This is a genomic window from Acetobacter okinawensis JCM 25146, from assembly GCF_000613865.1.
Taxonomy (GTDB): Bacteria; Pseudomonadota; Alphaproteobacteria; order Acetobacterales; family Acetobacteraceae; genus Acetobacter; species Acetobacter okinawensis.
In genome coordinates, this window is the sequence record NZ_BAJU01000016.1 from 17,861 (window position 1) to 30,919 (window position 13,059).

Consider the following 13,059-nt stretch of genomic DNA (forward strand, 5'->3'; position numbering starts at 1 on the left):
GTATGCGTGTTCATATGCATTCTCCTAGCCATCCAGCGCTGCTGCATTCACACCCAGTGAGCACGCCAGTAGCTCCACGTCTTCTGCTACATGGGTGGGCAATACCTGCTCAAACACCAGCAGGGCGGCGGTTTCGGGTTTGCGGCAGAATGCTTCTGCCACACGGCCATGCGCCAGACGCACCCAGTACAGCACCCCGCCCCATGGCCCCTCCACCAGACCTGTGCCCTCCCCATCATGCACGGACAGGGCATGATTGGCCGCAGGTGCAAGGCCAATACGGGCGGACGCCAGATCGAGTATCCGCAGGCTTTCCTCCATCTCGTCCAGCAGGAGGAGTGCGCGGTCTTCCGCCGTACCGCCCTGCCTGCCTGATGTGTAGCGCCACAGCCCGTCATATGCGGGCATAATGCGCCTGCCATCGCAATCCCACCCTGCGGCGCGGGCAACGGGTCCATCAAGTCCTATACGTTCCAGATCATCGGCCTGCACCTGCCCCACCCCTGCCAGCAACGCGGAAAGACCGGGGTATTCGCGCCATAACAGCACCAGTTGGGGGTAGGCCTGCTGCCCTATCTCGTACAGTTGTGTGCAGAGTTGCGCCATCTGTGCCGTCTCCCGCACGGACAGGCCGCCGGGTATGCACACATCCATCAACAACCGCGACCCGGTTACGGGCGCTGCCTCAGCCACCAGTTTTTCACGCAGGGCCATGCAGTGCGACGCCACAAGATGCGCCCCCGCCAGCCGCGCCAGTGCCGCAAGCGTGTAAAGATGCTGGAACAAGCGCTCCATTTCCAGCAGAGCGACCCTGAGCAATGCAATTTCGCCCCCCACATTCTGGCCACAGGCATTTTCCACCGCCTGACAGAAGGCAACCTGATGGGCAACCGAACACCCAGCCGCAACACGGGCACTCAGGCGGCAGACATCCTCCACCCGCGCATGGCGCGCACGTGCGGCAACCCCGCGATGAGCATACCCTGTCTGTGTTTCACCACAGGCGACTAAAGAACCGGACAGAACAAGCCGCGTATAAAACGGCGGGGCCAGACCACCCGTTGCTGGTCCGCGCCCATCGACCGGCCCTTGGCGGCACTCATGGCATCGGATGGCTGGAAGCTCACAAGCCCCTTGTGTTGCCCGCCGCGCCCGGGGGCAGAGGACAAAGGCGCGGTTGCGGACCAGACGTCATGGTCTAGCAGGGGGCGTACATCCACCGCCCACATGGCCTCTGCGCCATACAGGTCGTAAATCGCACGCTCATACAGGCTGGAGGCAACCCGAGCGGGGGAGAGAGCCGGGTAGCGCCCGCCCTCCAGCGCCAGTGTTGCTGCAAGCGGGTAGCCATCGGGCAGAAACAGGGCATGCACATCCACCCCATCGCACCACAGGCCGACAAGTAGATCATCATGCCTGAGCAGATCCACCATGTCCCGCCAGGCCAATTCATCCAGCCGGAAGCGCCATGGCGTGTCCGTCTGCTCCCCGGCCTGAATATGGGCGACAACATCCATCAGAACGCTCCGAGCATCATGGCCAGCGGCACCAGAAAACCCATGACCGTAAGAACAGAGCACGCCACACGCCCGGCCGTATCCTCCGGCCAGAACAGGCGCGCCGCCTCGCGGTCAGGTACGGCGCGCAGCACGGCGGCCAGAATGCCGCATACGGTCAGCACCGCAACAGACCACGACCAGTCGGTCATGACGGAAAGCAGAAGCAGGCACCCCACAAACGGCGCACCGGGGGGGAAGCACGCCAGAACATTTACCGCCCAGCCACGCCCGCTACGGTTCCCCCCGGCCAGACACCACCCACACAGGAACAGCAGGGCCGCAACATCCGCCTCCACCCCCACCGCCATAAGCGCCAACGCTGATGGAAAGGTGCGGAACAACCTTTGCCTGTCGCGCGAGCGGCCTGCGCAGGCCGTTAGCCAGACCGAGACAAGGCCCGCCGCCACCAAAGCCATTTCAAACGCCATACCGCCATGCCCGCGCAAACGCATGGCCAGCAGAATGGACGCACCCGCAAAGGGGAGGAACAGAAAGCTATCGTTCTCATCACGCCAGAACTGACCAAACGGGGCCAGCCCGGTTAAAATGACAAGGCCGCAGGCCATCATCAGGCCCGACACGACGCTCCCCTGCGGCAACAACAGACCGGAGAGCACAAGCACCGTCCCCACCGAGCCGGTGCGGATCAGCCCCCACCCGGTTTTGGCCTGCCCGGCAGGGCGGGTGAAAACAAAAACACCCCACGCCAGTGCCAGTTCCAGAATACCCAGCCCCACCGCAGGTTCGGGGGCAACGCAGGCAAGCCCCGCCAGCGCAGTACACACATGTGGCAGGCTGCGGAGCAGGCGGTCTGGCTGAATGCCGTTTTCCAGCACCATAAGCAGCAGGCCAAACGCCAGCATAACGCGGCCAGCCCGTTGCACCGGGTCATCATCCCAGCCACTGGCACCTCCCCCAACCGAGGGGAATGTAAACACGATCACCGAAAGCACACAGCCCAGAGCCGCCATCCATATGGCAACCTCCCGGCTATGCGGAGCCGGGAGGGCCGCCACCACAACAGCCCCGAGAAAAGGCCACACAAAGGCCAGAGCTGCCAGAAAGACCGCGGCTTCCATGCCAGCGCTCATGTGTTGCTTCCTCCGCCAGCCGGACCTGTGCGCCTGCCATGCCGCCCGGCAGCACGCACGGCAACAAGGCGGGGCATAATGCGGTGGATACACATCCCCCCCAGCAGCAGCACCACAGCCCCGGCCAGTGCAGCTACACCCAGCACCACAGGCTGGCGGCCCAGCACGGCAGACAGCAGTACGCCCTCAATACAGGTCAGCAGCCCCGCCCATTGCCAGACCATGCTCTGGCGGCACACAACAGCCACCAGCCCCGCAACCATGGTGCATAACCCTGCGGGAAAAACCGTGCTGCCCGCACGCCCACAGGCCAGCAGCAACAGCACCATGAGCCCCAGCGCAAAAAATGGCACTGCAGCGCCACTACGCTCAAGCGTGGCGTCATGCTGGTAACGGGCCAGAAAAACCTGCGGCGGTATGGCAAACAGCAATGCCAGACCGGCCCCGACCTCCTGCAACGGGGCCAGACCATCCACCAGCATGGCAAGGGCGGTCACGACCCCCACCAGCAGCAGAAAGCCCACACCCCGCGCAACAACGCACAAAGCCACGAGTGGCACAAGAATGGCGAGCAGGGTCATGGCGACATATCCTCCACACCAGTGGTGGCAGCCTGAGCCCCATCCTGCACAGTGGCAGACGCGGCCCCTGCCTCGCGCATATCCTGCGGGGGGTGGACAGACCATGTAACCTGCAAGGCCAGCACGCCAAGCAGAAAAATACTGACAAGCCGGACACGCGCCAGCCTTAAGGGCGGCAGCACAACCAGCCGGACAAAGGCCAGCAGCAAAGCGGCAAACAGGAGTTTGCCCCCCCAAATGGCAAAATCAGCAAGACACTGGCTCAACCATGGCTCCATTGCCCCGTCATCCGGCAAAGCAAGAACTCCGGGCCATGCCATATCCAGCGCCAGCACAACCCAAGCCATCTGCACGCAATCCGCAGCCCATAACCACATAGCGCGCTCTGGCCCGGCCAGCAGAGCCAGCTGGTGGTCCTGCACAGGCCATGCCAATGCAGGCACCAAAAACAGGGCAACCCCGGCCAGCACGTAAGGTGCGCCATCCGTCACGGGGGAAAGCCCATGCACCGTGGCCAGAAAGTCTGAAAAATCACGTGCTCCGCAGAGCAGAAAAACCGGCACCAGCGCAGGGAGTAGCAGCAAGGTCCCCAGCATGGCGCGCGCACCCTGTACCGCCCCCAATCCGCCACCAAGCACGCAGTACATTCAGCAACACAAGGGCCAGAACCAACACACAGCAAATCAGCAGCAGCCCCGGAGCGGGCAGGCCCGGCACAACAAGCGTAAATGCGGGCGTTAACCCACACCCCAGCACCGCCAGAACCAGTGCACCCGCACAGGCCACAGCGCGCAATGTTCCTGTATCTCCTCCCAACCGGGGACGGCGGAACTGGTGGCCAATGTCCTGCCAACGCCCCATGACGGGAAAAGAGGACACACCAGACAAACGCCCAGACAAGCGGCCAACCAGGCCCGTCAGCCACGGAGCAGCCATGACCATGGCCAGTGTTTGCAGCATGGCAAATGGCAAAAAAAGAAAGGCCCAGCCCAAGGGGAAAGAATGCGTCATTTACCCACAAACAGCCCCGCCAGCAGCCCTGCCCCCATCCAGGAGCAGGATAAGAACCATGCCCTGTGCCTCGCACCAGCCGACGGCCACAAACAGGCTCCTGCGCCCGTAGCGCCACAAAACCGTACCACGGCGGAACAGGGCACTCCCCTGCCCCCGCCCACGCAAAGCCGTAACAGCCGCAGGCGTGGAAAAAAAACCACGCCACGCGGACCACAGTGGCAGGGCATCCACCACGGTGTGTCTCTCTGCCTGCGCAACAGATGTGGCCATGTCCTGCTCACACAGCGGGGCACCCTGCCGCCACGGGGCAACCTGCCGCGCCACTGGAGCCATGGGCACAAAACCAAACAACCGCACAAGCACACCCGTAACCAGCAAAGCCAGCCCTACCCCCACCAGAACCAGCAGAGGGGTCAGGCTGGCCGTATGCCCAGCAAAATGCACGGCAAGCATGTCCTGCCATGTGGCGGGCGGCAGAGGGGGGCCTACGACAAGATGGTCCGCCACAAACAACCAGATACCGGGCAAAAATGCCAGCACACAGGACAGCAACGCACAGACCCACAAAGGCAGGACCATGGCAGACGGTGTGCCTGCTCCCTGCCCCTGAGCGGGCAGGAACATCAGACCCGCCCGCACCAGCCCGGCATTGAACATGCCCACAAGGGCTACAAAAAATACCATCAGCACAACGGCCAGCAACGCCATGACCGGCTGCGTCGCCTCGACCGAATACTCGCCCCCGGCCAAGGCCGTCCATAGAACGGCAAAGCCACCGCATGGCGGCAATATGGAACACTGGGCCAGAAGCCCCCACAGCAGCCACCGGCTACGGGTGGTACTCATCAGCCCCGCAGCCCCACCTGCTTCCTGCTTCTGGGCAACCCACAGCAGCCCCAGAAGTGCAACAACAGGCGCACCCATGCCCAGAATGACCGTTGTACGAAACGTGTCTGCCCCACCCAGAGGGGAGGCCAGAGCCAGCACAAGTGCAAAGACCAGCATGCCATACCAGCACGCCGCCAAACCCGCCACCAGTGCCATGCCCTGCTGGCTGCGCATGGCCTGCGCCAGCCCTGCGCACGCCACAAAACCCCCACACAGCAGCAGCACAGCCTGAGAAAACAGGGGCAGCTCCCCAACCTCCGCCAGCAGACGGCCAAGCAGGAACAGGCCAATACAGGCGGGCAGAACAGCCAGCGGACCTCGCTGGACACTAACCGCCCACCCTATAAGCAGCACCATGACCCCCAGCAACGGCACGGACAGAGCACTGTCAGCAGGAATACAGGCGGGAAGCACCGCAAAAGGCAGGCACAGACCACGCTTGCCACGCCCGCAGAGCAGCACAAGCGCCGTACCCGTAAACAGACCAAACACCAAAGGCGAAAGCGCCAGCACGCCCAGACAGGCCAGTACGCAGGCAACACCCGCACGCCCCCGGCCCACCAACGCTCCTACGCAGGCCAGAATGGCCAGCATGGGCAAGGATGGTCCATCCGCCCCGAATACAGGGAACCACCCCAGCTCCCCTTCCACCCGAAAAGAGGCACCACCCAGCGCCAGCCCGCCAGCAAGGACCCACAGCCCCACCAGAATTTCGGCCCGCCAGAACGCCACCCCACGCAAAAGCGCGTTGGGCACGACCGCAAAAACACCCAGCCACACCAGCACCAGAAGCAGGCCACAAAGAATGATAGAAAGAAGAATGGAACCCGGCCCCAAAGACAGTGAACACAAAACCGGCGGATAACACCATGAGTGCAGGCACAATACAATCTGTTCAGCCACGCACCACCGTGGTTAGGGCGTTTTTCCCGATCTGGACGCACCTGCCATACCGGCTGCGGGCAGACGCATGCGTGCGAACCACCCTTTTTTAAGCTGCACTGGCAAAGACAGGGCCGAATAAATATCCGGCACGGCCTCAACCAGAATAAGACTCCCCCCGCCCGGACAAAGCACCTTGCCCGCAATATCCATCCGCCTGCCCCGCCTGAGCGTGCGGCACGCCTGACTGGCTGGCAAAAACACGGCCTCATCCCATTGCTCGGCCCGCAGCATGGCCCCGGCCAGCACCTGCCGCAACTTGGAGCGCGTAAACGCCGCATCCCGCGCAAAGGGTGTGCGCCGCAACCGTGCCCGCCCCCCCAGCCGACTGGGGACAACCATAAGCAGCCGCCCATCATCCTTGAGCACGCGGGCTGCTGAACGGAGCAGGGTCAGTGGATTTTCCCGCCCATGCAAGGCGTGCACAAGCACAATCCGGTCAAACTTCTGCTCCTCAAACGGCAGACCCGCCGGGTCCACAACACATGTCTGGCCGTGCTGCAACGCCATGTCCACCCGGCCACTGCCAAGGCATGCCCCTATCCGCAGGGTCGTGCTATCTCCCAGCGTATGCAGGTACGGCATGGCCCCGCCAGAACCAAGCCCCAGAACGGACTGGTTTGCCAGCTCGGGCCAGAACCACCGCAAACGCTCGCCCAGCAGGCTTACACACACCCGGCCCGATGGAGTCCCGTAAAAGCTTTCTTCGCGCAACGTGGCATTCTGCATGGTTCATGCCTATCATATGTTAGCCAACCAAAGCCATGACCAGCCCCCAACCAGAGCACGAGGCCCCCATGCCCCTTACCATCCGCGCCATCCCGGTTCTGAGTGACAATTACGCGTGGTTCGTGCGGGATGAGGCAACCGGCATAACCGCTGTTGTGGACCCCGGCGAAGCCACAGCCATAGAACGCGCACTGGAGAAGGAGGGCGGCAGGCTGGACTTTATTCTGCTGACCCACCACCATCAGGACCATATTGGCGGCACAGATGCCCTGCGCGCACGCTACAATGCCAAAGTGGCAGGCCCTGCTGCCGAACAGCACCGCATGCCCCACCTTGATCTGGCCCTGAACGATAATGACCGGATTGAACTTGGCCAAAGTACCGGGCAGGTTCTGGCCATGCCGGGGCATACGCTGGGGCATATTGCCTATTATTTTGACCAGCCCCCGGCCCTGTTCTGCGGGGATGTCCTGTTCAGTCTGGGGTGTGGCCGCCTGTTTGAAGGCACGGCGGAACAGATGTTTGCAAGCTTGGTAGGCTACACGACCTGCCAGAACAGACCCTTGTGTGCTGCGGGCATGAATACACAGCCTCCAACGCCCTTTTTGCCCGGCATGTGGACCCCGACAACCAGGCTCTGGCCGCCCGAACGCAGGAGGTACGGACCCTGCGCGACAAAGGCCTGCCAACCGTACCCTCCACACTGGGGCAGGAGCGTGCGACAAACCCGTTCCTACGGGCAGGTTCCGCACAAACCCTTGCCACCCTGCGCAAGCAAAAAGACGTTTTCTAACAACCCACTATATGCCGGTACCGGGGCTTTATTGCGCAGAGGCAGCACCGGTGTCAGGCTGAACCAGCCGTACAACCGGCAGTAGCTGCTCCAGCGGCATAGCGCCCATATACACATACCCATTCCGTGCCGAGAGCGACAGAACAAGCTTGCCGCCGGACCTGTCCCCCCGGTCGATCATGTCTTCCAGCATGTCCTTAAAGGCCGCCGCCTGTTGGGGAGGCAGGATTTTTTCGGGGTGCAACCGCTCCAAAAAGGGCTTCCAGTCCCTGACCGTAAGCCAGAAATCCCCGGTCACAGCCGTAGCATGGCCACCACGCACATGCCCTGTCACCCCCAGCCTGAGGCCGTTCCAGTCCGCCGAGGCTTTTTGCACAAGCAGTTCCGGCCAGATGGCCTGCCCACTTTCCTCCTCCTCCTCCAGCACACGCAAACGCTCATATGGGCCGGGCATGGAAAAGGCAGCCTTGACGTTCTCCAGATGCTGGGGCCACGTGGGAACACTCATCTGCGCAACAGAGAGGGAAAGACCCAGCACACTGGCCTGAAACGTGGCCTGCGTGTTCCACAGCCATTCGCCCTGCACATTGGTCATGCTCACGCCCGAGGCGCGCAAATGCACAAAGGGCGCCGTAAAGGTGGCCCGCCCGGCAGGCCACGAGCGCACAGGCAGCACAACGGCCACAGGGCTGCCCTCAAGCACAAACACACGCCTGTCTTCCACGCCATCATGCTCATACGGCACACTCAGGGACTGCGCTCCCCCCAGTTGCATGCGCACCTGCATGGGGTGCCATGGCACGGCCTCCAGCGTAACAGTGCTGGCCGTGTATTCCACAGCACGTGGGGCAGGCCCGGCATGTGTGCTGGGTGCGCAGGCCACCTGCACACCACGCAGCACCAGCCTGCTCCCCAAAAGCCCCCCTGCACGTTGCCGGCTCTGGTAAGCAATCTGGCACAAACCGGAAGGATGGGTGACAAGCTGGTTCAGATACTGCTGGCTCTTCCAGTTAAATACACCCAGTCCGCCGCCAAGCAGCAACACCGCCGACAACACGCCAAGGGCCGGTTTTACAAAGTGCTTCATCCCCACCTCAAATGGCAGTCTTCCGCCTGTCGCGCAAAGTTATCCACACCCCCATAACATGAGTGGACATCCCCCGCCTGATAACGACTTACCCCTTACCACGGCCAGTTTTGTCGACAAAACAAAAGCGCACATAAAACAAAAAATTCCCTTTTGAAGTAAGGATATTTTAAAAAATCCTTATCAGGAACTCTTGGCACAAGCAAAAGAATTCAATCCGATTTACTTTGATCCCGCCAGTAAATCCAGCCGTTTTACTGCCATACCCCTTTTGTGGAGCCGACCATACTCCACAAAGTTATCCACAGAGCGAAGAACTTTATCCCCTTCCATACCCTGCCTGTCAGCACGTTTACTGAACCCAATCCTGCTCCAGCGCACGCCAGCTCTTCTCAATTTCTTCAAGCAGCACAACCCTTTTGGCAGGACCAACAGCGGGGCCTATGCATACGTGCAGCACGCCAGAGCGTTTGACAAACGCATTGCGCCCCCAGAACAGGCCGGAATTTGTGGCTACGGGAATAACCGGCAAACCGGTATGGCTGGACATGGCGGCAATACCGGGTTTGAGCGCCACCTGCTCACCCGGCAGGGTGCGCGTTCCCTCGGGGAAAATGACAATCTGGCGGTTGTCCGCAACGGCCTTGTCCGTCCCGGCCAGCAGCAGGCGCATAGCCCGCGCTCCGGCTGCGCGCTCCACGGGCATCATGCCCGTCAGCACCAGCATGGGCCCGAGCAGGGGAATACGGGTTAATTCCCCTTTCATCACATAACACGGGCGGGGGAGGAGGAGCATCCACACCAGTGTATCAAATGCGGACTGGTGCTGAGATGCGATAAGGGCCGGGCCGGACTTTGGCAGATATTCCAGCCCACTGATGCACACACGCACCCCACAGATGGAGCGGAACAGCCACAGTACCAGCCGCGACCACAATCTGGCATAAGCCAGCGCACGCCCGGGCATGAACCAGCGAATGGGCAACGCGCCAACGCCCATGACCCCGGTCAGTACAAAAGCCACGACATTAAACATGACGGAACGTAGAACAGCCATAAAAACCAACCCGTTACACCCAGCACACCAGCCCTTGCCCCGCCATGCTGGCCACCCAAAAACCACGACTCCGGCAAGGAAAACCATACAAAGCCAGAGCAGCCATACCTGTTGCGTCTGGCCTATGGCCCGCTATGGCTGTATAGCAAACCAGCACTTTGCATAGAAAGACAGGATAATATGAGCGACTACAAGGTAAAGGACCTCTCGCTGGCCGAATGGGGTCGCAAGGAAATTTCCATTGCGGAAGGCGAAATGCCCGGTCTCATGGCGCTGCGCGAGGAATATGGCGCAAGCCAGCCCCTTAAAGGCGCACGTATTGCAGGCTGCCTGCACATGACCATCCAGACTGCGGTTCTGATCGAAACGCTGGTCGCTCTTGGCGCTACCGTGCGCTGGTCTTCTTGCAACATTTTCTCCACGCAGGACCATGCGGCTGCGGCCATTGCTGCGGCTGGCATTCCCGTGTTTGCATGGAAAGGCCTGACAGAAGACGAATTCAACTGGTGTATCGAGCAGACCATTCAGGGCCCCGATGGCTGGACCCCGAACATGATCCTCGATGACGGCGGCGACCTGACGGTCATGATGCATGACCAGTACCCCGAACTGCTGGCGCAGGTTAAGGGTCTGTCGGAGGAAACCACAACAGGTGTGCACCGTCTGTGGGAAATGCAGAAAAAAGGCACGCTGAAGGTCCCCGCCATCAACGTGAACGACAGCGTTACCAAGTCCAAGTTTGATAACCTGTACGGCTGCCGCGAAAGTCTGGTGGACGCCATCCGCCGTGGCACCGACGTCATGATGGCTGGCAAGGTTGCCGTTGTTGCCGGTTATGGTGACGTGGGCAAAGGCTCCGCCGCCTCCCTGCGCAATGCAGCTGCCGCGTGCTGGTAACCGAAGTTGACCCGATCTGCGCCCTGCAGGCCGCCATGGAAGGCTACGAAGTGGTCACCATGGAAGACGCCGCACCGCGTGGGGACATTTTTGTTACCGCAACCGGCAACGTGGACGTCATTACCGTTGACCACATGCGCGCCATGAAAAACCGCGCCATTGTGTGCAACATCGGCCACTTTGACTCCGAAATCCAGATCGGCGGGCTGCGCAACTTCACATGGGACAACATCAAACCGCAGGTTGATGAGGTGGTGTTCCCCGATGGCAAGCGCCTGATTGTTCTGTCCGAAGGCCGTCTGGTCAATCTGGGCAACGCAACCGGCCACCCGTCCTTTGTCATGTCCGCGTCCTTTACCAACCAGACACTGGCCCAGATCGAACTGTGGACAGCTCCGGAAGGCAAGTACGAGGTCAAGGTTTACACCCTGCCCAAAAAGCTGGACGAAAAAGTTGCAGCCCTGCATCTGCCAAGGTTGGCGCGCAGCTGAGCAAGCTGAGCGAAACACAGGCCAAATACATTGACGTTCCAGTCAGCGGCCCCTTCAAACACGAAGAATACCGCTACTAAGCCTGCCTGAACGGCTGCCGGGGGCGCTGAACTGCCTCCCCGGCAGCTTTTCTTGAGATATAGACGCTCTGTCGCACGCAAACTCCTGCGGCAACACGTCACACGCCATCTCCTCCCTGCAAATGCTTCGGCCAATGTATTATGGCTCTTAAATCCGTCCCCCCTGCTGGGCGGAAGATGATGCTTTGCGGGCATCGGCCCCAAAACAGCAATGCACGACGCGGCTCCTTGCGCTACACTGCGCGCGGCATGGCCGTGCACACGCACAACACCACAGACTTTACGCAAAACTGTCTCTTTGCTGACAGATTTATCAGGCTACCCTGCCAGACAAGACCACACGGCCCATAACAAAAGGATTTTTGAGCATGAGCATTTTTGGTTCCATTCTGTCCGCAATTTTTCATCACGCCAAAGCCGCAACGCCCGATACGACCTCCCCCGCCAATGCCAACCAGCAACCCAGCGCAGCAGCAACCGCCGCCCCCGGCACCGTGCCCCCGGCTGGCACCCCAGTAAATGTTGACGCAGTTCTGAGTAGCCTTGCCGCACAGAACGGGCAGAACCTGAACTGGAAAGAGTCCATTGTGGACCTGCTCAAGCTGCTGGGGCTGGATAGCTCGCTTGATGCCCGCAAAAAGCTGGCAGCAGAACTCGCCTACTCCGGCAATACCGAAGACAGCGCGAGCATGAACATCTGGCTGATTAAGGAAGTTCGCCAGAAACTGGCAGAAAACGGCGGCAAAATTCCCGCAGGCCTGTAAGACCCTATCCCTCCGGCACACCATTCTGGAGGGAGGACTATAGTGCTTTAACCCTGCATGGCGTGCCTGTGCAGGGTTTCTGCATTTTTAAGGGCATCTGCCGGCTGGGTAGTTGCATAACCCGCCGTATCCACCACCACCACAAACAGACCCGCTATGGAGGAGATGACCCTGTCTTTGCGCAAAAGGGCTGCAAAACGGCGGTCCACTTTAGCTTTCTGCTCATATTCGGCATCAAGCAGGCCATGCCGGTCAATAAACACATTCAATGATGATGGAATACGGATACACCCCTCAGAGGCTGTATGCCCGAGCCGCTGCTCCAGATAAACCGGGTCTGTTGCATGCATTTCCAGCCGGATCTGCACTTTGTCCCGGCTTGGCAGCCACCCTTTTTGCGCCCATTGCCAACCAAAATCCCATACGCGCATGCCGGTGGTGCCGTTGCCCATAATGCCGTTTTCGTTCTTGGTACCCAAAGCCCGGTAACCAAGACGCTGCGCCGAATTGGGAAAAACCCCGGTAGGTGTAATGTAATAATACTGCCGACCTGTTGTGCCGGTGGACACTTTGGTGCTGCCTATGACCTGCCAGTCCGCACTGCTGCCCGGTAAAGCCAGAATCAGGCACAGACGTTGCACTTTGGGGTTGCGATCCACCACAACAAGCACCTGTGGCCGGTCCAGTACAATGCCGGACTGCTCAAGTTGCTGCCGGGCCAGCGCCACCCATGCCGCTTTATATGCAGCAGATACCGCCAGAGCGACTGGCACTTCATGCCGGAAGGCCAAGGTCAGCGCCCAAGCCTCCTGCCGCGCTTCCTCCTCCCCAATTGCTACAACCGGAGAAGCGCCCTGTTCGGCAGGATGGGGGAAAGATGTTTGTGAAGCACCTGCCTGCCCCGCATAATCGGGGTCAAGGCCACTATCCCCCACTGTATCTGGCTGGGGGCTGGGTTGTGTGGCGGCATAAGCCTGAGGGAACACCCCCGCACCACGCCACCATACGCCGGGCACATCGGCCATGGCAAGAAAACTGCCAGCCATAGCCGAGCAGACTGCCAGTTTTCCAATCCTGCACATACAT

Annotated in this window: 12 protein-coding genes and 2 pseudogenes; 3 read left to right on the plus strand and 11 right to left on the minus strand. The window is 60.7% G+C overall.

The window, feature by feature from the left end:
• Positions 1 to 24: 24 nt before the first annotated feature.
• From JCM25146_RS23700 to JCM25146_RS08360, 8 genes are all read right to left on the minus strand, one after another.
• Complete coding sequence (locus JCM25146_RS23700) at positions 25 to 939, minus strand: NADH-quinone oxidoreductase subunit D-related protein (protein ID WP_242401009.1); 915 nt, start codon at positions 937 to 939, stop codon at positions 25 to 27.
• A gap of 68 nt (positions 940 to 1,007) precedes the next feature.
• A complete protein-coding gene (locus tag JCM25146_RS23705; protein WP_242401010.1) occupies positions 1,008 to 1,517 on the minus strand; it encodes a hypothetical protein in 510 nt (169 codons plus the stop codon).
• Complete coding sequence (locus JCM25146_RS08340) at positions 1,517 to 2,650, minus strand: hypothetical protein (RefSeq protein ID WP_025827237.1); 1,134 nt, start codon at positions 2,648 to 2,650, stop codon at positions 1,517 to 1,519. The genes JCM25146_RS23705 and JCM25146_RS08340 overlap by 1 nt, the downstream gene beginning before the upstream one ends.
• Positions 2,647 to 3,231: a hypothetical protein gene (locus JCM25146_RS08345; RefSeq protein ID WP_025827239.1), complete on the minus strand. Its 585-nt coding sequence runs from the start codon at positions 3,229 to 3,231 to the stop codon at positions 2,647 to 2,649. Before JCM25146_RS08345 ends, JCM25146_RS08340 begins: the two co-directional genes overlap by 4 nt.
• The gene (locus JCM25146_RS20735) at positions 3,228 to 3,827 is read right to left on the minus strand and encodes a hypothetical protein (protein ID WP_148299010.1); all 600 of its coding nucleotides are present in this window, start codon (positions 3,825 to 3,827) and stop codon (positions 3,228 to 3,230) included. Before JCM25146_RS20735 ends, JCM25146_RS08345 begins: the two co-directional genes overlap by 4 nt.
• Positions 3,763 to 4,242 (minus strand): hypothetical protein, encoded by a 480-nt coding sequence (locus tag JCM25146_RS20740; protein WP_051544137.1) that lies wholly within the window; start codon positions 4,240 to 4,242, stop codon positions 3,763 to 3,765. The genes JCM25146_RS20735 and JCM25146_RS20740 overlap by 65 nt, the downstream gene beginning before the upstream one ends.
• Positions 4,243 to 6,036: a hypothetical protein gene (locus JCM25146_RS18265; RefSeq protein WP_242401011.1), complete on the minus strand. Its 1,794-nt coding sequence runs from the start codon at positions 6,034 to 6,036 to the stop codon at positions 4,243 to 4,245.
• 12 nt (positions 6,037 to 6,048) lie between these two features.
• On the minus strand, positions 6,049 to 6,804 hold the full coding sequence (locus JCM25146_RS08360; RefSeq protein WP_025827241.1) for a methyltransferase domain-containing protein: 756 nt from the start codon (positions 6,802 to 6,804) through the stop codon (positions 6,049 to 6,051).
• A 68-nt stretch (positions 6,805 to 6,872) separates the two neighbouring features.
• On the opposite strand from JCM25146_RS08360, the pseudogene gloB reads away from it, so the two are divergent.
• Positions 6,873 to 7,597, plus strand: a pseudogene (gloB, locus tag JCM25146_RS18270) (hydroxyacylglutathione hydrolase).
• A 28-nt stretch (positions 7,598 to 7,625) separates the two neighbouring features.
• Here the strand turns inward: gloB and JCM25146_RS08370 are convergent.
• Positions 7,626 to 8,684, minus strand: coding sequence for a DUF2125 domain-containing protein (locus tag JCM25146_RS08370; protein ID WP_025827242.1), 1,059 nt, complete (start codon positions 8,682 to 8,684; stop codon positions 7,626 to 7,628).
• Between the two features lie 352 nt (positions 8,685 to 9,036).
• Positions 9,037 to 9,741, minus strand: a complete 705-nt coding sequence (locus JCM25146_RS08375; protein WP_025827244.1) for a lysophospholipid acyltransferase family protein — start codon at positions 9,739 to 9,741, stop codon at positions 9,037 to 9,039.
• Positions 9,742 to 9,921: 180 nt separating this feature from the next.
• Here JCM25146_RS08375 and ahcY point away from each other — a divergent pair.
• Positions 9,922 to 11,209, plus strand: a pseudogene (gene ahcY, locus JCM25146_RS18275) (adenosylhomocysteinase).
• 368 nt (positions 11,210 to 11,577) lie between these two features.
• Positions 11,578 to 11,973 carry a DUF3597 domain-containing protein gene (locus JCM25146_RS08385; RefSeq protein WP_025827246.1) on the plus strand — a complete coding sequence of 132 codons (396 nt, stop codon included), beginning with the start codon at positions 11,578 to 11,580 and terminating at the stop codon, positions 11,971 to 11,973.
• 47 nt (positions 11,974 to 12,020) lie between these two features.
• Here JCM25146_RS08385 and JCM25146_RS18280 read toward each other — a convergent pair whose 3' ends face one another.
• Entirely contained in the window at positions 12,021 to 13,055 is a 1,035-nt protein-coding gene (locus JCM25146_RS18280) for a L,D-transpeptidase (RefSeq protein WP_242401012.1), read from the minus strand.
• Positions 13,056 to 13,059 lie beyond the last annotated feature (4 nt).